The organism is Cupriavidus sp. IDO (genome assembly GCF_000812465.1).
Lineage (GTDB): Bacteria > Pseudomonadota > Gammaproteobacteria > Burkholderiales > Burkholderiaceae > Cupriavidus.
Map to the genome: position 1 here is coordinate 1 of NZ_JWMA01000194.1, position 21,713 is coordinate 21,713.

The 21,713-nt window shown below is 66.9% G+C and carries 23 protein-coding genes; 10 read left to right on the forward strand and 13 right to left on the reverse strand.

Annotated elements, in window-relative coordinates; genetic code table 11:
• A partial coding sequence (locus RM96_RS34280; RefSeq protein ID WP_039016214.1) for an RNA-guided endonuclease InsQ/TnpB family protein occupies positions 1–368 on the forward strand: 368 nt, incomplete at its 5' end.
• Positions 369–502: 134 nt separating this feature from the next.
• On the forward strand, positions 503–1,438 hold the full coding sequence (locus RM96_RS34285; RefSeq protein WP_039016215.1) for a LysR family transcriptional regulator: 936 nt from the start codon (positions 503–505) through the stop codon (positions 1,436–1,438).
• 162 nt (positions 1,439–1,600) lie between these two features.
• Here the strand turns inward: RM96_RS34285 and RM96_RS34290 are convergent, their stop codons facing one another.
• A complete protein-coding gene (locus RM96_RS34290) occupies positions 1,601–2,083 on the reverse strand; it encodes a copper chaperone PCu(A)C (protein WP_039016216.1) in 483 nt (160 codons plus the stop codon).
• Positions 2,084–2,246: 163 nt separating this feature from the next.
• On the opposite strand from RM96_RS34290, the gene RM96_RS34295 reads away from it, so the two are divergent.
• Both RM96_RS34295 and RM96_RS34300 read left to right on the forward strand, forming a co-directional pair.
• Positions 2,247–3,611: an ATP-binding protein gene (locus tag RM96_RS34295; protein ID WP_039016217.1), complete on the forward strand. Its 1,365-nt coding sequence runs from the start codon at positions 2,247–2,249 to the stop codon at positions 3,609–3,611.
• Positions 3,611–4,222: a response regulator transcription factor gene (locus RM96_RS34300; RefSeq protein WP_039016218.1), complete on the forward strand. Its 612-nt coding sequence runs from the start codon at positions 3,611–3,613 to the stop codon at positions 4,220–4,222. Before RM96_RS34295 ends, RM96_RS34300 begins: the two co-directional genes overlap by 1 nt.
• A 30-nt stretch (positions 4,223–4,252) precedes the next feature.
• Here the strand turns inward: RM96_RS34300 and RM96_RS34305 are convergent, their stop codons facing one another.
• From RM96_RS34305 to RM96_RS34325, 5 genes are all read right to left on the reverse strand, one after another.
• Positions 4,253–4,543, reverse strand: coding sequence for a hypothetical protein (locus RM96_RS34305; RefSeq protein ID WP_039016219.1), 291 nt, complete (start codon positions 4,541–4,543; stop codon positions 4,253–4,255).
• Between the two features lie 391 nt (positions 4,544–4,934).
• The gene (hslU, locus tag RM96_RS34310; protein ID WP_039016220.1) at positions 4,935–6,266 is read right to left on the reverse strand and encodes an ATP-dependent protease ATPase subunit HslU; all 1,332 of its coding nucleotides are present in this window, start codon (positions 6,264–6,266) and stop codon (positions 4,935–4,937) included.
• A gap of 50 nt (positions 6,267–6,316) precedes the next feature.
• Entirely contained in the window at positions 6,317–6,853 is a 537-nt protein-coding gene (hslV, locus tag RM96_RS34315) for an ATP-dependent protease subunit HslV (RefSeq protein ID WP_039016221.1), read from the reverse strand.
• Between the two features lie 222 nt (positions 6,854–7,075).
• Positions 7,076–8,062 carry a tripartite tricarboxylate transporter substrate-binding protein gene (locus RM96_RS34320; protein ID WP_039016222.1) on the reverse strand — a complete coding sequence of 329 codons (987 nt, stop codon included), beginning with the start codon at positions 8,060–8,062 and terminating at the stop codon, positions 7,076–7,078.
• A gap of 211 nt (positions 8,063–8,273) precedes the next feature.
• Positions 8,274–9,173: an alpha/beta fold hydrolase gene (locus RM96_RS34325; protein WP_039016223.1), complete on the reverse strand. Its 900-nt coding sequence runs from the start codon at positions 9,171–9,173 to the stop codon at positions 8,274–8,276.
• Positions 9,174–9,347: 174 nt separating this feature from the next.
• On the opposite strand from RM96_RS34325, the gene RM96_RS34330 reads away from it, so the two are divergent.
• The 6 genes from RM96_RS34330 (at position 9,348) to RM96_RS34355 (ending at position 16,027) form a co-directional block, all read left to right on the forward strand.
• The gene (locus tag RM96_RS34330; protein ID WP_039016224.1) at positions 9,348–9,869 is read left to right on the forward strand and encodes a Fur family transcriptional regulator; all 522 of its coding nucleotides are present in this window, start codon (positions 9,348–9,350) and stop codon (positions 9,867–9,869) included.
• Positions 9,870–9,898: 29 nt separating this feature from the next.
• Complete coding sequence (locus RM96_RS34335) at positions 9,899–10,978, forward strand: CobW family GTP-binding protein (protein ID WP_039016225.1); 1,080 nt, start codon at positions 9,899–9,901, stop codon at positions 10,976–10,978.
• A gap of 584 nt (positions 10,979–11,562) precedes the next feature.
• Positions 11,563–11,982, forward strand: coding sequence for an RNA polymerase-binding protein DksA (gene dksA / locus RM96_RS34340; protein ID WP_039016226.1), 420 nt, complete (start codon positions 11,563–11,565; stop codon positions 11,980–11,982).
• Positions 11,983–12,174: 192 nt separating this feature from the next.
• Positions 12,175–13,347, forward strand: coding sequence for a GTP-binding protein (locus RM96_RS34345; protein WP_039016233.1), 1,173 nt, complete (start codon positions 12,175–12,177; stop codon positions 13,345–13,347).
• Positions 13,337–13,741 (forward strand): hypothetical protein, encoded by a 405-nt coding sequence (locus RM96_RS34350; protein ID WP_039016227.1) that lies wholly within the window; start codon positions 13,337–13,339, stop codon positions 13,739–13,741. Before RM96_RS34345 ends, RM96_RS34350 begins: the two co-directional genes overlap by 11 nt.
• A gap of 156 nt (positions 13,742–13,897) precedes the next feature.
• Positions 13,898–16,027: a TonB-dependent receptor gene (locus RM96_RS34355; RefSeq protein ID WP_039016228.1), complete on the forward strand. Its 2,130-nt coding sequence runs from the start codon at positions 13,898–13,900 to the stop codon at positions 16,025–16,027.
• A gap of 64 nt (positions 16,028–16,091) precedes the next feature.
• Here the strand turns inward: RM96_RS34355 and RM96_RS34360 are convergent, their stop codons facing one another.
• The 7 genes from RM96_RS34360 to RM96_RS34390 all read right to left on the reverse strand — a co-directional run.
• A complete protein-coding gene (locus RM96_RS34360) occupies positions 16,092–16,985 on the reverse strand; it encodes an MBL fold metallo-hydrolase (RefSeq protein ID WP_039016234.1) in 894 nt (297 codons plus the stop codon).
• A 32-nt stretch (positions 16,986–17,017) separates the two neighbouring features.
• Positions 17,018–17,251, reverse strand: coding sequence for a DUF1289 domain-containing protein (locus RM96_RS39145; protein ID WP_238587505.1), 234 nt, complete (start codon positions 17,249–17,251; stop codon positions 17,018–17,020).
• Between the two features lie 38 nt (positions 17,252–17,289).
• Positions 17,290–17,718 carry a thioesterase family protein gene (locus tag RM96_RS34370; RefSeq protein WP_039016229.1) on the reverse strand — a complete coding sequence of 143 codons (429 nt, stop codon included), beginning with the start codon at positions 17,716–17,718 and terminating at the stop codon, positions 17,290–17,292.
• Positions 17,715–18,239 (reverse strand): YbaK/EbsC family protein, encoded by a 525-nt coding sequence (locus RM96_RS34375; protein WP_193752576.1) that lies wholly within the window; start codon positions 18,237–18,239, stop codon positions 17,715–17,717. The genes RM96_RS34370 and RM96_RS34375 overlap by 4 nt, the downstream gene beginning before the upstream one ends.
• A 30-nt stretch (positions 18,240–18,269) precedes the next feature.
• On the reverse strand, positions 18,270–19,205 hold the full coding sequence (locus RM96_RS34380) for a hydroxymethylglutaryl-CoA lyase (RefSeq protein WP_039016230.1): 936 nt from the start codon (positions 19,203–19,205) through the stop codon (positions 18,270–18,272).
• Positions 19,206–19,236: 31 nt separating this feature from the next.
• Positions 19,237–20,178, reverse strand: a complete 942-nt coding sequence (locus RM96_RS34385; RefSeq protein ID WP_039016231.1) for a 2-hydroxyacid dehydrogenase — start codon at positions 20,176–20,178, stop codon at positions 19,237–19,239.
• Between the two features lie 80 nt (positions 20,179–20,258).
• Positions 20,259–21,713, reverse strand: a 1,455-nt coding sequence (locus RM96_RS34390; protein ID WP_039016232.1) for an ATP-binding protein, incomplete at its 5' end; no start/stop codon positions are given.

Consider the following 21,713-nt stretch of genomic DNA (forward strand, 5'->3'; position numbering starts at 1 on the left):
TGGTAAAGAACCGCCATCTGGCCCGCGCCATCGCTGATATGAGTTTCTTCGAACTCAGGCGGCAACTGGAGTACAAGGCGGCCATGCGCGGTGGCGAGCTTGTGGTGGCCGACCGCTTCTACGCCAGCAGCAAGACGTGCTCGACCTGCGGACACACGCTGGGCATCTTGGCGCTCGCCGTGCGCGAATGGACGTGTCCCGCGTGCGGGACGATTCACGACCGCGACATCAACGCCGCCGTGAACCTGTGTCACATCGCCGTGAGTTCCACGGTGTCAGTCTGTGGAGAGGAAGGCGCTGGCCATCGTCGCAAGACGATGGCGAAACCGGTCTCAGTGAAGCAGAAAGTCAGCTTTGTTCCTGTTTGAGCAGGAATGAGCAAGTCTGACGGAACGGGAAAGTCGCGCCTGACGGCCTCCGCAGGGCAAACTGCGATGCCAACAGTGTGAAATATCGCAGAATGAATTTCCAATTCTGCTTTCATACGTTTAATATTCGCCGAATGAATAGCCTACGCGGAATCGACCTCAACCTGCTGGTGGTGCTGGAAGCACTGCTGGCAGAACGCCATATTTCACGCGCCGCACTGCGGCTGCATCTGAGCCAGCCGGCCGTCAGCCATGCGCTGGGACGGCTGCGCCAGCTGCTGGACGATCCCATCCTGGTCCGAGGACCGGGCGGGCTGGTGCTGAGCGCCCGCGCCCACGAGCTGTCCGGCCCGCTGGCCGAGGCGCTGGCGCAGGTGCGCATCCTGCTGGGCCCGACCGGCTTCCAGCCGGCCACGGCACGACGCACCTTCCGCCTGGCGATGTCCGATTACGGCGCGCTGGTGGTGCTGCCGCGCCTGCTGCGCGCCGTGCGCAAGGCCGCGCCCAACATTGACCTGGTGGTCTCGCAGGCCAGCCGCGAAGGCATGACGGCGCAGGTGGCCGATGGCGAGATCGACATGGCGCTGGGCGTATTCACCTACCAGCCGGAAGGCGTGCGCGCCACGGCGCTGTTCGAGGAGAGCTACGCATGCGCCGTGGACGCCGCTACGGTGCGCGACACCGGCCGGCTCGACCAGGTTGCCTACCTGGCCCGGTCACATGTCCTGGTGGCGACGCATAGCGAGCGCGTGGATGGCATCGATGCCGCAGTCGCCAAGGCTGGCGGACGGCGCAAGATTGCCTGCGTGGTGCCGCACTGGAGCGTGGCGCCCGCGCTGATCGCCGGCACCAACCTCGTGCTGACCACCGCGCGCCGCAGCCTCGCGGCCCTGGAGGATGACTCCGGCTTCGCCGTGTTCACGCCGCCGTTCCCGATCGACGACTTCACCTTCAGCATGATCTGGCACGAGCGCAACGATGCCGACCCGGCCCACGCCTGGCTGCGCGAGCGCGTGGTGACGGCGGCGGCCAGTCAGGAATCGGACGAGCCGATCAGCTTGCGCGGCTGACACGGCCGCGCAGGCTTGCCGCTATCCGGCGGCCCCGCCTTGCGGGGGCCGCTGCCAGTGCGGGGTACGCCCTTGCCGGGCGGTGCGGTGCCGCCTCGGAATACGAGTTTCTGGCGGGTGCCGTGCTGCTTGTTTGCCATGGTTGCCCCGCCGGATGCTGCCTTAGTGCTTGTGGTCGCCGTGGCCGGCGCCTGCCGAGGCCGTCAGGTCACGCACTTCGGCGGTCACCTGCTGCTCGATCACCTTGCCGCCCTGTTCGATCTTCAGCGTTATGGGCACGGTGTCGCCCTTCTTGAGCTGCGACTTCAGGTCCATCAGCATCACGTGGTAGCCGCCTGGCTTGAGCTCGACGTCCTGCATCTTCGGCAGGTCTAGCGACGAGACCTTGCGCATGCGCATGGTGTTGCCTTCCATCTTCATCTCATGCAGCTCGGCTGCCCCCACCGGCGACGACACGCCGACCAGCTTCGCGTTTTCATGCGCGTGGATGACCATGAACGCGCCGGAAGCCGTCTGCGTCGGCACCGTGCCGCGCACCCAGGCGTTGCTGACATCGACCTGCGCCAGCGCAGCACCCGAGGCCAGCGCGGCCGACAGCGCGACGAACGATGCGGCCAGCGTGGCCGCGCGGAATTTGGCTTGCATGAAGGGCTCTCCTGAAAGCAGACATTAGACCATGGCACGGCGCGAGGGTGCTGCTGGTGCCGGACAGGTAACCGCGTAGTCTGGCAGGCCGCCCCCCGCATCACCAATGCGGCAAGGTGTCGCACGCCCCGGTGCCCGGTGGCCGCATTGATACACTCCCGGCATGGAAACCGCCGCAGCCATGACCCGCCTGCCCACCTTCTCCTTTCCGACGCCGCTTCCGGCCGGCGCCAGCGCGCGCCACAGCCTGGTGAGCCTGCGCCGGCTGTTCTGGCTGCGCTGGGCACTGCTGGCCGGCCAGGCGCTGTGCCTGGTGTCGTGTGAATCGGTGGTCGGCATCATCCTGCCGTTTCAGCCCTTGCTGGTGGTGTTCGGGCTGCAGGCGCTGTTCAACCTGCTGACCGGATTGCGCCTGCGGCAGCACAGCAAGCACAACAGCTCGCCCCGCGAAGCCGAACTGATGGGCCAGCTGCTGGTAGACCTGACCGCGCTTTCCGCCATCCTGTTCTATACGGGCGGGGCCACCAACCCCTTTGTCTCGTTCTACCTGCCGGGCCTGGCCATTGCCGCGGCGATCCTGCCATGGCGCCAGGTGGTGGTGCTGGCACTGTACGCGCTGGCCTGCTATTCGCTGCTGCTGTTCGAATACGTGCCGCTGGACCTGCACAACCCGGACAACGCCGTGAACTACCACCTGGCCGGGATGTGGCTGAACTTCGTCGCCAGCGCGGTGATGATCGCGCTGTTCGTGTCCCGCCTGTCGGGCGTGCTGCGCCAGCGCGACGCCCAGCTCAACCTGGCGCGCGAGCAGTTGCTGCGCGAGGCGCGGGTCGAAGACCTCAATGCACAGGCCGCGGCGGTGGCGCATGAAATCGGCACGCCACTGGCAACGCTGGCGGTGATTGCCGGCGAATTGCGCGCCGATGCCGCCGATGCGGGCCGCGGCAGCACCGCCGTCGCCGACTACCTGCCCGACCTGCTCACGATGGAGCAGCAACTGGAGCTGTGCCGCTCGATCCTGGCACGGCTGCGCGAGGATCACGAAACGCTGGCGCCGCAGCGCATCGACGCCTGGCTCTGCCCGTTCACCGAACGCTGGCAGCTGCGCCATCCGAACGCCAGCCTGCAGGCCGGCGCCACGCCCGAAGCCACCGCCCAGCTGGTGGAGGCGGCGCGCGTCGGCCAGATCCTGACCATCCTGCTCGACAACGCCGCACGCAGCCAGCAAGCCGCCGGCCTGGCACAGACTCCCCTGTTGCTGGACATAGCGATAGCCCGTGACGGCGCGGTGCCGATGCTGTCCTTCCGCGTCAGCGACCGCGGCGATGGCATTCCGCCCGCGCTGCGCGCGCAGCTTGGCGAAGCGCCCGTGGCCAGCCCGCACGGCGGCCAGGGCATCGGCCTCTACCTAGCGCAAAGCGCAGCCCGCCAGATGGGCGGCCAGCTGACCTGGCGCGACCGCCCCGAAGGCGGCACCATCGCCGAGCTGCGCCTGCCCTCTCCTTCCTCTTTCGCCGCGAATCCGTGATGACCGACACCAACCGCCCGGTTCCCGAGGCCGCCGCGCCCGCAGGCACGCCCTTCCTGGTGATCGACGACGACACCATCTTTGCCGGCACCCTCGCGCGCGCGCTCACGCGGCGCGGCTACGCCGTGCAAGTGGCGCATAACGGCAGCGACGCCCTCGCGCTGGCGGCGCGCACCGCATTCGCCTATGTCACGCTCGATCTGCACCTTGGCCCGCTGCCCGAGGCGGGCAGCACCGCCGCGGCCGAATCCGGCCTGCACCTGGTCGGCCCGCTGCGCACTGCGCTGCCCGATGCACGCATCCTGATACTGACCGGCTATGCAAGCATCGCCACTGCCGTGGCCGCGGTGAAGCAAGGCGCGGATGAGTATCTCGCCAAGCCTGCCAATGTGGATTCGATCCTGACCGCGCTGATGGCGGGGATCTCGGAGGATGCGGCGGAAGCCGCGTTGGAAGAGCCGGTTCCGCTGTCGGTCGCGAGGCTCGAATGGGAGCATATCCAGCGGGTGCTGACCGAGCACGGCGGCAATATCTCCGCCACGGCGCGCGCGCTCAACATGCATCGGCGCACTTTGCAGCGCAAGCTGGGCAAGCGCCCGGTATCGCGCTGATGGTATGGCGCCGGGCGCGCCTGGACGGAATTACAGACGCAGCTGGACGTAGTCCCAGTCCAGCCCTTCGCCACTGTCGTGCGGGGCATTGCCTTGCGCGATCACGCGCAGCGCGTCGCTGGCGTGACGATCGGCCAGCGTGAACAGCTCGCCGGATTCGAGCGCAAGCGTCGCTGCCGCGGCGGCCGCGCTCCCAAGTGTTCCATGATCCGGAGCGGGTGCCGCGGCCGGGCGGACGCAAAGAAAGACCGTGGCCGCGGTCAGGCCGGCCAGCAAGCCAGCCGTTGCAATGGCAACGCGTTTGGTTCGGTACTTCAGCATGGTTTCTCCTGGCAGCTATTGCATGGCATGCGGTGGCTCCCGCACGGGTCCATTGACCGTCAAGGTGCGCAAGGGTCGCATCGGGCAGGGCCGTCGCGCCAGTGTGCTTACCAATGCTTACCAAGCTTACTGGGAAGTGGCATACCGGCACTTTTGCCGTGCATCGTGTGCAGGGCGCGCGCGGCACGCGCAGGAACCGGTGCGGCACTACGCCGCATGAAGCTACCGGAGCAAGGCGGCAAGCTGTACAGACCCTGCGCGACCTCAAGTCGCCGGCGGCGGAGCTTGAGCTGGCTGCGCCCGCCGGGCATGTGCACGCGCACTGAACCCAGGCGTCAGACGCACAAAGGGCGCACCGCAGTGCGCCCTTTGTGTTCCTGTGCGTAGCTATTTACAGCACGTAGCGCGACAGGTCTTCGTTGCCCGACAGGTCGCCCAGCCGTTCCTCGACATACGCCGCATCGATCGTCACGGTCTCGCCCGACGACTTGGTTGCATGGAACGACAGGTCTTCCAGCAGCCGCTCCATCACCGTGTACAGGCGGCGCGCACCGATGTTCTCGACCTTCTCGTTGACCGAGAACGCGATCTCGGCCAGGCGTCGGATGCCGTCGGGCGCGAACACCAGCTTGACCTCTTCGGTCGCCAGCAGCGCCTGGTACTGCTTGGTCAGGCTGGCATCGGTCTGCGTCAGGATAGCCTCGAAATCCTGCACGGACAGCGATTCCAGCTCGACCCGGATCGGGAAGCGGCCCTGCAGTTCGGGGATCAGGTCGCTCGGCTTGGACAAGTGGAACGCGCCCGACGCAATGAACAGGATGTGGTCGGTCTTGATCATGCCGTACTTGGTGCTCACCGTGGTGCCTTCCACCAGCGGCAGCAGGTCGCGCTGCACGCCCTGGCGCGACACCTCGCCGCCGCCGATTTCGCTGCGGCTGGCGATCTTGTCGATCTCGTCCAGGAACACGATGCCGTTCTGCTCGACGTTGGCGATGGCCTTGTGCTTGAGCTCTTCGTCGTTGACCAGCTTGGCGGCCTCTTCGTCCACCAGCAGCTTGAAGGCTTCCTTGACCTTCATCTTGCGGCGATGCTTCTTGCCCTGGCCCAGGCCGGCGAACATCGAGCGGATCTGCTCGGTCATGTCTTCCATGCCCGGCGGGCCCATGATGTCCATGCTCGGCATGCCGGCCGCCACTTCGAGCTCGATTTCCTTGTCGTCGAGCTGGCCTTCGCGCAGCTTCTTGCGGAAAGCCTGGCGGGTGTTGGAATCTTTCTCTTCCGGCTGCGAGAAGCCGATATCGCGCGGCGGCGGCAGCAGCACGTCGAGCAGGCGGTCCTCGGCCGCGTCTTCGGCCTTGGTGCGCACCTTCTTCATCTCGGATTCGCGCGTCTGCTTGATGGCCATTTCGGCCAGGTCGCGCACGATGGTGTCCACGTCGCGGCCGACGTAGCCGACTTCGGTGAACTTGGTGGCCTCGATCTTGATGAAGGGCGCGTCGGCCAGCTTGGCCAGCCGGCGGGCGATCTCGGTCTTGCCGACCCCGGTCGGTCCGATCATCAGGATGTTCTTGGGCGTGATTTCCTGGCGCAGGGGCTCTTCCACCTGCTGGCGGCGCCAGCGGTTGCGCAGCGCGACCGCCACGGCCTTCTTGGCCTTGTTCTGGCCGATGATGTGCTTGTCGAGTTCGGAAACGATTTCCGACGGGGTCATGGTGTGCGACATGGTATCCGTTCAGTGGGGGCGCGCCGGCCAGTGCGGTAGCCGGCCATCGCTCATTCCAGCGTCTCGATGACGAAGTTGGTGTTGGTGTAGATGCAGAGTTCGCCGGCGATGGTCAGCGCCTTCTCCACCACGTCCTTCGGGGCCAGCTCGGTGTTCTCGATCAGTGCCTTGGCGGCCGACTGCGCGTATGCGCCGCCCGAACCGATCGCGGCGATGCCGCCCTCGGGGTCGAGCACGTCGCCGTTGCCGGTGAGGACCAGCGTGGTGTCGCGGTCGGCGATGATCAGCATGGCCTCCAGGCGGCGCAGCGCGCGGTCCGATCGCCAGTCCTTGGCGAGATCCACCGCGGCGCGGGTGAGGTTGCCCTGGTGCTTTTCCAGCTTGGCTTCGAAGCGGTCCAGCAAGGAGAATGCATCGGCCGTGCTGCCGGCGAACCCGACCAGCACCTTGCCGTTATAGATGCGGCGCACCTTGCGTGCGGTGCCCTTCATCACGATATTGCCGAGAGTGACCTGGCCATCACCGCCGAGAGCGACCTGATTGCCGCGGCGGACGCTGACGATGGTAGTGCCGTGATACTGTTCCATGGTGGCTTCCGTGAATATGTCAGGACGGTAGGTGGCGACGCCTGTGGCCGGTTTCAAGGGCCAATGTGGCGCCAGGCGGGACGGCCCGCGTCGCTCTGCAATCTGACCAATATAGGATGCGCAGCCGCGCCCCAAAACAAAAAGGCCATGCGTCGCCGCATGGCCTTTTCGTCATTCCGGATGCTGGCGACGGGCCCGAGGGCCCGTCGCCCGCTCCATCACTCAGTCCGCATACACGCCGGCCTTCTTGATCACCGGGGTCCACTTGTTGATTTCGGCGGTCAGGAAAGTGCGCAGCGAGTCCGGCGTGGCGCGCTGGGCGGGCACGGCCTCGGCGCCCAGTTCCGCCATCTTGGCGCGGAAGTTGGGGTCGGCCACGGCCTTCTGCAGCGCGGCCGACAGTTTGTCGATTACCGGCTTCGGGGTGCCCTTCGGTGCGTACATGGCATGCCAGATCTTCACTTCCACGCCTGGCAGCCCCTGCTCGGCCGCGGTCGGGATGTCCTTGAACGCTTCCACGCGGCGCGACTGCATGGCCGCATACGGCTTGAGCGCGCCCGCCTTGAGCTGGCCGGCAATGTTGGTGGTCTGGTCGCACATCAGGTTGACCTGCCCGCCCAGGATGTCGGTCAGTGCCGGCGCAGTGCCCTTGTACGGCACGGTGGTCAGCTCGGTCTGGATCGCGCTCTGGAACAGCAGGCCGCACAGGTGCGAGGCCGAGCCGATGCCGGCGTTGGCCAGCGACAGCTTGGCGGCATTGGCCTTGATGTACGGCAGCAGGTCCTTGAAGGTGCTCGGCGGCAGCTGCTTGTTGCCCACCATCACCATCGGCACATCGGCAATCTCGCCGACCATCTCGAAGTCCTTCAGCGGATCGAAGCCCAGGTTGCGGTAGAGCGCCGGGGCCGTCGACATGCCGATGTGGTGGATTAGGATGGTGTAGCCATCATTCTTGGCCTGCGCGACCTTCTTGGCACCGATGGTGCCGCCGGCGCCGCCGAGGTTCTCGATAACGATCTGCGTGCCCAGGTGCTTGGACATGATCATCGTCAGCTCGCGCGCCACCTTGTCGGTCGGGCCGCCCGCGGCGAACGGCACCACGGCCGAGACCGGCTTGCTACCCGGAAAATCCTGGGCCTGTGCGCCCGAAAATGCGCCCATTGCGCCGACCGCGAGCACGGTCGCAATCATTTGTGCCACTCGTTTCATGCTTTCTCCTGGATTCCTGCTTTTCCCGTCGGCAATGCATTGCTGCCGGCTCGTTTCGCGCCGGGCGCATTGGCCCGCGCGTTGACCCTGGCTGGCAGGCAACGCCGGCATGCCGCACTTGTCGCGGCGGCATAGCCGGGGGTTGATGTTAGCAATTGCAGACATCCAGCAGGTATAGGGGCTAACCCGCCTGCAACGTGCTGCAGGCGGCTTATCGGAAGAAACCGAACATTTCCTCCAGCAAGGCCTCGGGCGCCTCTTCCGGAATGTAGTGGCCGCAGGCGACGGCCTTGCCGCTGACGTCGCTGGCCAGTTCCTCCCACAACGGCAGCGTGTCGAAGCAGCGCGCGACCACGCCGTGCTCGCCCCACAGCACGCGCAGCGGCAGCTCGAGCTTGCGGCCGGCCTCGCGGTCGGCACGGTCGTGCTCCAGGTCGATGGTGGCGGCGGCGCGATAGTCCTCGCACATGGCGTGGACCCGGGCCGGGTCGCGCATGGCGCCGACATAGGCAGCCATGGCGTCGGGCGCAAACGGACTCAGGCCTGCATGGCGCAGGCCCATCAGCTTGTTGATATAGAACTCCGGCTCGGCGTTGATCAGGGTTTCCGGGAACGGCGCCGGCTGGATCAGGAAAAACCAGTGCCAGTAGGCGGCGGCAAAGGCCATGCTGGTGCGCTCGTACATGGCGAGCGTGGGCGCGATGTCCAGCAGCATGGCGCGCGTGACGGCCTGCGGGTGGTCCATGCAGAGCCGGTGCGACACCCGGGCACCGCGGTCATGCCCGCACAGGGCGAAGCGCTCGAACCCCATCGAGGCCATCAACGCCACCTGGTCCTGCGCCATTGCCCGCTTGCTGTAGGACTCGTGCCCGCCGTTGCCCGGCGGGGCCGAGCTGCTGCCGTAGCCGCGCAGGTCGGTGGCAATGACGGTGAAATGGTCGGCCAGCACCGGCGCCACCTTGTGCCAGATCAGGTGGCTTTGCGGATGCCCGTGCAGGAGCAGCAACGGCGGTCCCGAGCCGCCCTGCACACCGGCGATCTCGATCTCGCCGACCTGCCGCCGGAACGGTTCGAAGTTGGGGAACAGCAGCGCGCTCGCATCGTTCTGCATTGCTTGTCTCCGGTCTCGCAGGTTTGGACGCCCCTTGCCGATCATAGGCGCAATCCGCACCTTTGGCGCAGCCAGCATCACCCGGAGTGACGCCGCGACGACTCCCTCATCCTGGCGCCTGCCCGTTCACGCAACTGAATTGCAACAACCGGATGCCTATGGTTAAATCGGCCCATGACCCGTCTCACCCCCGGCCGGCCGGCCGCAGCGCCGGCGCCGGCCATTCTCGAAGCCGCCCATGAACGCCTGCGCCTGCTGGGCGCGCGCGTCACGCAGCCACGGCTGTGCATTCTGGCCTGCCTGATCGGCAGCGACGAGGCACTGACCCATCAGGCCGTGATCGACCGCCTGCCCGAACAGGGCGAGACTATCGACCGGGTCACGGTTTATCGCGTGCTGGACTGGCTGGTCGACCAGGGCGTGGCGCAGAAACGCGCCGGCAACGACCGCGTGTTCCGCTTCAGCCTGATCGAGCACGAAGCCGCGCGTGCCGAAGTGCACCGTCACCACAGCCATTTCCATTGCACGCGCTGCGACCGCACCTTCTGCCTGGATGACGGCACAGCGCCCGCGCAGCCCGCCACGCCGAGAGTGCCCAGCGGCTTTGCCATCGAACACGTCGAACTGACCGTCAACGGCGTCTGCGCCGAGTGCGGCGCGCGCCCTGCCGCACGGCACGGTGGCGGCGCCCACTGATGGCCCCTCATTCCCCGGAGAACAACACAATGTCCAAACTGATCCCGGTCACGATCCTGACCGGCTTCCTCGGCAGCGGCAAGACGACCCTGCTCAAGCGCATTCTCAACGAGCAGCACGGCATGAAGATCGCCGTGATCGAGAATGAGTTCGGCGAGGAGAATATCGACAACGAAATCCTGGTGCAGGACGGGCGCGAACAGATCGTGCAGATGAGCAACGGCTGCATCTGCTGCACCATCCGCGGCGACCTGGTGCAGGCGCTGTCCGACCTGATGACCCAGCGCGACGCCGGCAAGTTCGATTTCGACCGCGTGGTGATCGAGACCACCGGCGTGGCCAACCCAGGCCCGGTGGCGCAGACCTTCTTCATGGATGACGAGATCGCGTCGCGCTACCTGCTCGACGCGGTGATCACGCTGGTGGACGCCAAGCACGGCCACATGCAGCTCGACAAGCAGGAAGAAGCGCAGCGCCAGGTGGGCTTTGCCGACGCCATCTTCATCACCAAGTCCGACCTGGTGACCGGGGACGACGTGGCGGAACTGCGCCACCGCCTGCTGCACATGAATCCGCGTGCGCCGATCCACACCGCGAATTTCGGCGTGGCGCCGATCGAGACGATCTTCGACCTGCGCGGCTTCAACCTGAACGCCAAGCTGGAGATCGATCCGGAATTCCTCAGCGAGGACGATCATGACCACGAGCATGATCACGACCACGAGCACGGCGAGCATTGCGGCACCGACTGCGGCCATGACCACGGCCACGATCACGGCCATAGCCACAACCACCACCATCACCACCACCACGCCGACCGCATCGCCTCGTTCGTCTTCCGCAGCGACAAGCCGTTCCACTACGGCAAGCTGGAGGAATTCCTGTCCGGGATCCTGGCCGTCTACGGCGAAAAACTGTTGCGCTACAAGGGCGTACTATATATGGAAGGTGTGGACCGGAAGGTCGTGTTCCAGGGGGTCCACCAGCTGATGGGCAGCGATATCGGCGCCAAATGGGAAGACGAGACGCCCGGCACCAGGATGGTGTTCATCGGCGTGGACCTGCCCAGGGACGCCATCCTCAAGGGCCTGGCCGCCTGCCTGGCCTGAGTGCAGCAGCCGCCCCTCGCGCGGCCCTCCGCTCCTCGCCGTCTCCGGTTGCCCCCCGTTCGGGGTACCGGGGAAACACCGAAGGACTGGTCCGGCATTCCCCGTATCTCGGAAAAATTTGTTCAAGTACAATAGGCCGGATTTGATACTGGCGGCGCACCTTTTTCCCGCCTCCGGTATCTTGCAGGGCGGCGGTTGTCGTCAGCACGAGGCAGACCGCCGGCAGGTGCGGTCGCAGTGCTTCGTGCGGAGACCGCCCTCCGCTTGGGGTACCCGGCGCGCGCCGTTACATACCGACGCGAGAGAGAGGTGTCCCCATGACAGCCGCAACGAAGACGAAAGAAAGCCGCAGCAAGACAGGTAGTGCAGCGGCAGAGACGCTCAAGGCGCAGTCTGTGAAGGCTGCGCCAGCTCCCCGCGGCAGTACGGCGCACGCCGATGCGGGCGAGGCCAAGGGAGGCCCGCGAAGCAGCAAGACTGCAGCCAGCCAGAGTGAAACGACCGCGCCGCGCAAGCACGCGGACACTGCACCCGAGCGGACCAAGACGCCGCCGGTCGCATCAACAAGAGAATCAGCAGCAACCATGAGCAGCAACAAACTTCTGACTGAAGCTGAAATCCTGAAGATGGGCGACAAGGATTACATGAACGAAGCGCAGCTCGCCTTCTTCAAGCATCGCCTTGAGCAGCTGCGTGACGACATCCTGAAGAACGCTGATCAGACCACGGAACACCTGCGCGAAACGGTCATCGTGCCGGATCCGGCCGACCGCGCCACCATCGAGGAAGAGCACGCCCTCGAGCTGCGCACCCGCGACCGCGAGCGCAAGCTGCTCAAGAAGGTGGAGCAGTCGCTGCAGCGCATCGAGTCTGGCGACTACGGCTGGTGCGAGGAAACCGGCGAGCCGATCGGCGTGCCGCGCCTGCTGGCGCGCCCCACCGCCACGCTGTCGCTGGAAGCCCAGCAGCGCCGCGAACTGCGCCAGAAGCTGTTCGGCGACTGATCCGGGCCGCCGGCACTGCCGGCGCCTGGCAGACGAGACGGCCCGGTTTTCCGGGCCGTTTTCTTTGTGGTCGTGCCGCCACGGCACTACCATTGTGAGAGTCCGCCACCTGTCGGCGCCCCTGCCTTTCTGATACAGTCGCAACTTTGTTGCAATAACAATATGCGCACCGCGCCGGTGCGCCGAGCCCACATGGCTGATCACCTGCCCGTCACCGTGCTGTCCGGATACCCCGGTGCCGGCAAGACTACCCTGCTGAACCATCTTCTCGCCAACAGCAAAGGCGGGCGGCTCGGCGTGATCGTCTGCGGAGCGCAAGGTGGCGAAGATCTGCCGGCGGAAGCTGCCAGGCTCGCAGGCGAGGGCCGATTCGACGCCCTGCTGGTCGAAGCAAACGGCCTGGAAGAACCCCTCGCCATTGCCGAATCTTTTGTCTTCGAGGCCGAGCACGGCACTGGCACCGCCGCGCAACTGGACACGCTGGTGACGGTCGTGGATGCCTCGGCCTTCCTCGGGGACTTCAACGAAGCCGAATTCCTCAGTGACCGAGGCCAGGCGCGCGACGAGGACGACGACCGCACCGTGGTCGACGTACTGATCGCGCAGGTCGAGCTCTGCGATGTGATCGTGCTGAACAAGACCGATCTTGTCAGCGCGGCCGACGCCAGCCGCCTGCAAGCCATCCTGCACGCGCTGAATCCGCGTGCCGACATCGTGCCGGCCAGCTTCGGCCAGGTGGCACCGGAGCGCGTGCTCGCCACCGGCCGCTTCGATTTCCAGGCCGCGGGCACGGCCCCGGCCGAGGCCCAGGCCGACGGCATCGCCAGCTTCGTCTACCAGCGCCGCCGCCCCTTCCATCCGCAACGCTTTGCCGATCTCATCCACACCGAGTGGCTGCGCGAGCACGGCAGCGTCCTGCGCTCGAAAGGCCTGTTCTGGCTGGCCAGCCGCATGGACGTGGCCGGTGACTGGGAGCAGGCCGGCGGCGTGTGCCGCCACGGCGGCGCGGGCGCCTGGTGGGCGGCCCTCGATCCGGCCGAATGGCCGACGGACGAGGACGATCGCGCCGACGTGGAAGCGGACATGCATGTCGACGGCGCGCCGGCGCCCTATGGCGACCGCCGCCAGGACCTGCTGCTGATCGGGCTGGATCTGGACCGCGCCGCGCTCGAATCCCGTCTCGACGCCTGCCTGCTGACGGACGCCGAAATGGCCGCCGGGCCGCAGGCATGGGCAGCGTATGCGGACCCGTTCCCCACCTGGGTGGACGCCTTCGACAGCAAAGACGACCACGATCATCATCATGGCCACTCGCACGGCCACGGCCATGTGCATGGCGATTGCGACTGCGGCCATGACCACTGACCGCTTCGCCCGCCTGCGCGCGCGCGGGCCCGGCATCTGGCTGTCGCTGTGGCTGGTGCTGTGCGTGCTGCTGGCGCAGCATGCCGGCCTGACCCACCGCGTGCAGCACGGCGGACTGATGAGCCAGCCGCTTGCAGCCGTCGGCATCGACACGACCGTCTCCCCGGATCACGCCGACCAGGATCGCGTTGCACAGAAGTCCGCCGGCCACTCCTGCGTACTGTTCGACGGGGCCACGGTCGCGGACAGCCATTGCGGCGCCTTCGACCTGCCCGCGTTCGCCTTCGGCAAACCCGTCAAGCCGGCCAGCCTGGCGTGGCACTGGCCCGACCTGCCTTCCGCCCATCCCTTCCGCTCGCGCGCGCCGCCGGTGCCCGCAATCGCCTTCGCCTGACACGGGCCGCGGTAAATGCCGCCGGCCCCAGTACGAAAACGTGCGTCCACGCCAGCCGGCATATTGCAGAGCCCTGCATCCTGCAAGCAGGGCATGTTCCATCCGCCCGATTGTCGTGGCCGCCCGTCCGATTGCCATCGCATCGAATCGCGAGCCATGTTCCTGATCCTGCAACACCCCACGCTGCGCCGCACGCCGCTGGCGGCTATCGCCGCCCTGATCGCCTCCACCGGCGCCATTGCCCAGACCGCCGCCGAACCGGCTCCTGCCGCGACGCCGGCCGCTACCACGCTCAAAGAGGTGGTAGTTACCGCCAACCCGCTCGGCAGCGAACTCAACGACATGGTGGCGCCCGTTTCGTCCCTGGGCGGCGACGCCCTGTCCCTGCGCCAGAACAGCACGCTGGGCGAAACCCTCGACAAGCTGCCTGGCGTCTCGTCGAGCTATTTCGGCCCCAACGCCAGCCGGCCGGTCATCCGCGGCCTCGACGGCGACCGCATCAAGATCCTGCAGAACGGCGGCTCGACGGTCGATGCTTCCTCGCTGTCCTATGACCACGCCGTGCCGGTCGACCCGCTGGTGGCCGAGCGCATCGAAGTCGTGCGCGGCCCGGCTGCGCTGATGTACGGCGGCAGCGCCATCGGCGGCGTGGTCAATGTGATCGACAACCGCATTCCGAAAGAGCCGATCGAAGGCATCGGCGGCGCGGTCGATGCCAGCGCCACCGCCGGCGGCGACGAGGCGCGCGGCACCAGCGGCCTGATCGAGGCGGGCAACGGGCAGTTCGCCATCCATGCCGATGCCTTCGCCCGCAAGTCCAGCGACCTGCACATTCCCGGCTTTGCCCGCAGCGACCGCCTGCGCGCCAGCCAGCCGCTGCCCGAAGGCGTAACCGAAGCCAACGGCCGCCTGCCCAACACCAGCGCGCAGCAGGACGGCGGCTCGCTGGGCGGCTCCTACACCTGGGCCGATGGCTTCGTCGGTGCCAACTACAGCGCCTACCGCAACGAGTACGGCACGCCGGCCGAAGACAATGTGCGGCTGAAGATGCGCCAGGACCGCTTCGCGCTGGAAGGCGAAGCGCGCGACCTGAACGGCAACACTGCCGGCTGGATCGAATCGGTCAAGGGCAAGTTCAGCTACACCGACTACGAGCACAAGGAGATCGACAGCGGCCAGACCGGCACCATCTTCAAGAACGAGGGCTGGGACGCGCGCTTCGAGGCCAGGCACGCCAAGATCGGCAACATGAGCGGGGTGATCGGCACGCAGTTCGGGCATACCGCGTTCTCGGCGCTGGGCGAAGAAGCCTTCGTCCCGAGCACCGATACCGACAACGCCGCCCTGTTCGTGTTCGAAGAACTGCCGCTTGTCAGCAGCGGCGACCTCAAGCTCAACCTGGGTGGACGGCTGGACCACAGCAGCATCAAGGCCAGCGCCAACGGCAATGACCGCTTCAGCGATGCCAGCCGCAGCTTCAACGCCACCAGCGCCTCGGCTGGCCTGCTCTACAAGCTGAACCCGCTGTGGTCGCTGACCAGCAACCTGTCGTACACCGAGCGCGCGCCGACCTTCTACGAGCTGTACGCCAACGGCCCGCACGTCGCCACGGGCGCGTGGGAACTGGGCGATCCCAATGCCAACAAGGAGCGCGCCACCTCGCTCGACCTGGGCGCGCGCTACAAGTACGGGCCGCACAGCGCCAGCCTGTCGGGCTATTACAGCCGCTTTGCCAACTACCTGGCGCTGATGGCCACCGGCCGCGCGCGCGACGACGCCGGTGATGTGGTCGCGCCGGGCAGCGTTGGCTCCCTGCCGGAATTCCAGTACCTGGGCGTGCCTGCCACGCTGTGGGGCTTCGAGGCCGAAGGCAAGACGCGTCTCTTCCAGAAGATGCTGACCACCAGCGATACGCTGGATTTCGAGGCGCGCGCCGACTACGTGCGGGGCGAGAACCGCAATACGGGCGAGCCGCTGCCGCGCCTGTCGCCGCTGCGGCTCGGTGGCGCGCTGGTGTATGGCGCCGGGCCATGGGGCGCTCGCGTGGATGTCACCTACGCCGCGAAGCAGACGCGTGTGCCGGCCAATGACACGCCAACGGATGCCTATACGCTGCTGAGCCTGGCGCTGACGTACAAGTTCAAGGTGTCGGGCACGCAGACGCTGGTGTACCTGCGCGGGGATAACCTGACGAACCAGGACGCGCGCAATTCGGCGTCGATCCTGCGGGATATCGCGCCGCTGCCGGGCAGGAGCGTGAAGGTGGGGATCCGGACGACATTCTGAGGTTGTTCAAGCAGCGGCAGGCGCTACGCCTGCCGCTGCTTTACTCCCCTCTCCCGCCGCCGCCTCAATCCCGATTCACCACCATCTCGCCCTCGACCGCCAGCGCCTTCACGCCAGCCAGCGCACGCAGCGTTTGCGCGAAGATGTCTTCCAGCGGGGCGTTCGCCATGAAGCGCTCATGGATGCGCACCATCAGCGGTGACTGCTGCATCCATGCAAGGAATGCGTCGCGCCGCATCTGCTGCTGCTCCAGCAGCTTGAACTTCACCAGCACCTTGACCGCATGGCTGGCATTACGCAGCGGATCGGCGCTGAGGTAAGCGAGCCTGCCTTGCGCGCGCTCGATGGCCGCAGCGACGTCGGTAAAAGGCCTGCCGTGGCCGGGAATGACCACGCGCGCGTCGAGTTCGGCAATCCGCGCCAGCACGCTCGCCTGTTCGGCGAAACCGCTCTCCCCGTCCAGCTCGGGAAAAATCACGCCGAAGCCGTTCTCCCACAATGCATCGCCCGAGATCAGGATGCCTTCCTGCGAGGCGAACAGCATGACCGCCTGCGGATCATGGCCGGGCGCGGCCACGACCTGCCAGTCGATGCCCCCCAGCCGCAGCGTATCGCCATCCTGCAGCACGCCATCGAAGGTGAAGCGGTCGCACTGCTGGCCGGTGGCCTTGTAGCTGAGGGCGTCGGTATCCCACGCGCCCACTGCTGCTGCCTCGGCGGCGGGAATCGATGTGTGCGGGTGCCAGCGTGCCTGCAGCGCGGCGTTGCCGCCGCAATGGTCCGAATGCAGGTGCGTGTTGATCACGCGCTTCAGCGGACGGCCCTGCAAGGCAGATTCGACCAGCGCCACCGTTTGCGGCGCGTGGGTAACGTAGCCGGTGTCGACCAGCACGGTATCGTCGCCGTCGACAAACAGGATGTTGTTGGCCGACAGCCAGCCGCGCTCGAATACGCGCATAGTGGCCGGCAACTGCAGGGGCGTGCGATCGTTCACGAGATGCTCTCCTGGCCGGCGAGCCAGGCAGCGCGCTGCGGCAGTTGCGCCCAGATGCGGCGCTTGTCGTCCTCGCCCGCGGCGGACCAGCCGGCGATTTCCTCGATGGTGCGCAGGCAGCCTTCGCAATAGCCGCTGGCAGGATCCATGCGGCACACGTTGCGGCATGGCGATGGCACAGGCGAGGCCAGCTGCGCCGCCTGCGCCTGGCGGGCGAGATCTTCGATCATGGAGGCTTGCAGAGGGCTCGACATCGGCTCGCGCGTTGTCATCGCGCCGATCGTTCGGCTTTCGCCGCGATCTTCTGGTTGAAGCGCGCGGCGTCGATCAGGTGGCGCTCATGCACGCCTTCCGAGATCTTGTCCTCACCATCCCACGCGCTCAGTTCGAAGCGCAGCCGGCGGCCGTCGACTTCGACCAGCTCGCCCTTCACCGTGACGGTCATGCCCGGCGGCGTCGGCGCCAGGTGCGAGAAGCTGACCAGCGTGCCAAGCGACTGCTCGCGCGGCCAGTCCACGTAGTTGCGCAGCATCTGCAGGCAGGCGCATTCCATGATGCCGACCATGTAGCCAGTCGCCAGCACGTCGGGCATTTCGGCGCAGCCGGGAATGTCGTCGTACAGGCGCGGCACGGTGGCCTTGGCGGGCACCGTGTATTCCCAGCTGAAGGTCAGCCCCGGGCGCAGGTCGGGACTCATGCCGCCGCACCGGCCGCCACGTCCGCGACCTCGGCCCCGGTCATCTGCTGCAGTTGCTGCGGCGTCAGGTTGAACACGGCATGCGGATGGCCCGCTGCCGCCCACAGGCTTTCATAGCGGAACAGGTCCTGGTCCAGCAGCATCACCGGCGGCACGGCATGGCCGATCGGGCAGACGCCGCCGATGGCGTAGCCCGTCTTCTCGCGCACGAAGCGCGCATCCGCCTTGCCCAGCTCGCCCACGCGCGCCGCGACCTTGGCCTCGTCGACGCGGTTGCTGCCGCTGGCGATCACCAGCACCGGCGCATCGTCGGCAACGCGGCGGAAGATGATCGACTTGGCGATCTCCGCCACGCTGCAGCCCAGCCCGGCAGCCGCCTCGGCCGAGGTCTTGCCGGTGGCCGGCAGCATCACCACCGGACGGTCGTGGCCGAGCTCGGCCAGCAGGCCTGCCACGCGTTTTGCGGATTCGGGCAATGCCTCGGCTTCCATCGCCGCGCCATTGTCAGGATTCGTGCTCATGCTTCTTGCTCCGTTCTTCGCTGCGCCGTGTCAGGCGCAGGTTGCCGCGGCGTCGCTGGCGGCGGCCCATTTGGTCAGCAACGCACGGCCCACACGCGAACTGTTGGTGCGGCCAATGGCCTGCGAGATGTAGTCGCCGGTGCGCACCACCGCTTCGAGGTCGATGCCGGTATGGATGCCCATGCCGCGCAGCATGTACAGCACATCCTCGGTCGCCACGTTGCCGGTTGCGCCCTTGGCATACGGGCAGCCGCCCAGGCCCGCGACCGAGGCGTGGAAGATCGAAATGCCGACTTCCAGGCTGGCCAGGATGTTGGACAGCGCCTGCCCGTAGGTATCGTGGAAGTGGCCCGAGAGGCGATCCATGGCGAATTCCGCCGCCGCCGCGCGCATCACCTCCTGCACCTTGCCGGGCGTGCCGACGCCAATGGTGTCGGCAATATCGATCTCGTCGCAGCCCAGCTCGCGCATGCGGCGCACCACATCGACCACCGCGCTCACCGGCACCTCGCCCTGGTAAGGGCAGCCCAGCGAGCAGGAAATGCTGCCGCGCAGGCGGATGCCCTTCTCCTTCGCGGCCGCGGCCACGGGTTCGAAGCGCGCGATCGATTCGGCGATCGAGCAATTGATGTTCTTCTGCGAAAACGCCTCGCTGGCGGCGCCGAAGATCACCACCTCATCCGCCGCCGCGGCAACCGCGCCTTCGAAGCCCTTCAGGTTCGGCGTGAGCACCGAATACAGCGTGCCGGGCCGGCGCTGGATGCGCGCCATCACCTCGGCGCCATCCGCCATCTGCGGCACCCACTTGGGCGACACGAACGACGCCGCCTCGATATTGACGAAGCCCGCATCGGTCAACTGGTTGATCAGCGCGACCTTCACTTCGGTCGGCACCATCGCCTTCTCGTTCTGCAGCCCGTCGCGCGGGCCGACTTCGACAATCTTTACGTAGTTGGGCAGGGTCATGGCTGTCTCCGTGTTCGTTATACGTCGTCGCTCAATACCCGCGCTGCACGTCGACCACGCCGGCAATCGGCTGGCCCGCCCGCAGTGCGCGGATCTTGCCCGCGATCTGCGCGATGCTGTCTTCGCGCAAGGTCAGTGCCGAGATATGCGGCGTGATGGTGATGCGCGGCTCCTGCCAGAAAGGATGCTCCGCGGGCAGCGGCTCGGTGCGGAACACATCGAGCGTGGCACCCGCGATCTGCCCTTCCTGCACGGCCGCCAGCAGGTCTTCCTCCACCAGGTGCGGCCCGCGTGCGACGTTGATCACATAGGCGCCGCGCGCCAGCTTGCCGAACAGGCGGGCATTCAGGATGTTCTCGGTCTCGGGCGTCAGCGGCAGCACGTTGACCAGCACGCGCAGGCCATCAAGGAACGGCACCTGCCCGGCCTCGCCGTGGAAGCCGACCACACCCTCGATCATGCGCGCACTGCGGCTCCAGCCCCGCACCGGGAAGCCGAAACCGGCCAGCGTGCGCGCGATATGCGCGCCCAGCGTGCCCACGCCCATCACGCCGATGGTGAAATCGGCGCGGCGATTCGGCTTGATGAACTTCCATGTGCCGGCGCGTTGCTGCGCGTCATAGGCGTCGAGCTTGCGGAAGTCACGCAGCACGGCGTGGGTGACGTACTCGGCCATCTGGGCCGCCATGCCGGCGTCATCCAGGCGAACGATCGGCACGCCAGCGGGCAAGGCCTCGGGATCTTCATCGCGCAGGCTCAGGATGCCGTCGACACCGGCACCCAGGTTGAATACCGCTTTCAGGTCCGTGCGGCCACGCAGCATTTCCACCGGCGGCCGCCAGACCACGGCGTAGTCGGCGGATGCTTCGCGGCTGTCTTCCCAGGCGAGGCACTCTGCCTCGGGCAACGCTTCGGCGAAGCCTTCGATCCAGGGGTCATAGCGGCCATCAGGCACGTACAGCTGCAGCTTCATCTTGTCTCCGGCGTCGGGGAATGCGGACTGCTATTTTCGCAGAGGATCGGCGGGCGGGTGGCAGCCCGCCCTGCCGCCCCTCAGGAGGCCAGCGCCCCTTCGAACGCCAGCAGCTGCGCGCCCTCGGCCACCTGCTCTCCCACCGCATACAGCACTTCACTGACCACCCCGTCGACCGGCGCGCTGATGGTGTGCTCCATCTTCATCGCCTCCATCACCAGCAACGGCGTGCCGCGCGTCACGGTGCTGCCGGGCTCGACCATCACCGCAATCACCTTGCCCGGCATCGGCGCGGTGAGCTTGCCGCCTTCACCTTCCGCCTCGCCGGCATGGGCAAGCGGATCCAGCCACGTCAGCACCGCATGCCGGCCGGCATTGAAGACATGGAGTGCGCCCCCATCCACATGCACCTGCCCGTGCGCACGCCGCGTACCGAGATCGACGCGGATATCGTCGGCCTGGCAAACCGACGAGAACGGCGCGGCCTGGTCGGCATAGATCAGCGTGCTGCGCTGCGCGTCGGCGGTCAGCGTCACTTCCAGCGTCTGGTTGCCGTAGCTGAAGCGCAGCGCGCGCGTGGCACGCATATTGAGGCGCCACGCACCGCCCTGCGTCCACGGCGAATGCTGGTCGGCGGTATCGACGCGGCGCTCGCGCGTCTCGCGGTCGAGCAGCGCGGCCACCGCCAGCGCGATAACCTCCATGCCCACCGGGGCGGCGGGCGGGAACAGCGTGGCTTCGTTGCGCTCGATCAGTCCGGTATCGAGATCGGCCGTGCGGAATGCCTGCGACGACACCAGCCGCTGCAGAAAGGCCACGTTGGTGGACAGCCCCACCACGTGATACGACGCCAGCGCCTGGCGCATGCGCGAGAGTGCCTCGTCGCGATCCTTGCCCCAGACGATCAGCTTGGCGATCATCGGGTCGTAGAAGGGGCTGATGGTGTCGCCTTCGCGCACGCCGGCGTCGATGCGGATGCCGGCCGGGCCATGCACATCCCCACCGCGCATGAACTGCACCGCTGGCGGCGTGCGCAGGTAGCGCAGCGTGCCAGTCGATGGCAGGAACTGCTTGTCCGGATTCTCGGCATAGATGCGCGCTTCCAGCGCATGGCCGTCGATGCGCAGCTGCTCCTGCGTCAGCGGCAGCGCTTCGCCGGCAGCGACGCGCAGCTGCCATTCGACCAGGTCCTGCCCGGTGATCATCTCGGTGACCGGATGCTCCACCTGCAGCCGCGTGTTCATCTCCATGAAGTAGAAGGAGCCATCCTGGTTGGCGATGAACTCGACCGTGCCGGCGCCGACGTAGCCGACGGCCTTGGCCGCGGCCACCGCCGCTTCGCCCATGGCGCGGCGGCGCGCTTCGGTCATGCCTGGCGCGGGCGCTTCTTCCAGCACCTTCTGGTGGCGGCGCTGCACCGAACAGTCGCGCTCGAACAGGTAGACGCAGTTGCCGTGGGTATCGGCGAACACCTGGATCTCGATATGGCGCGGGCGGGTCAGGTACTTCTCCACCAGCACCTTGTCGTCGCCGAA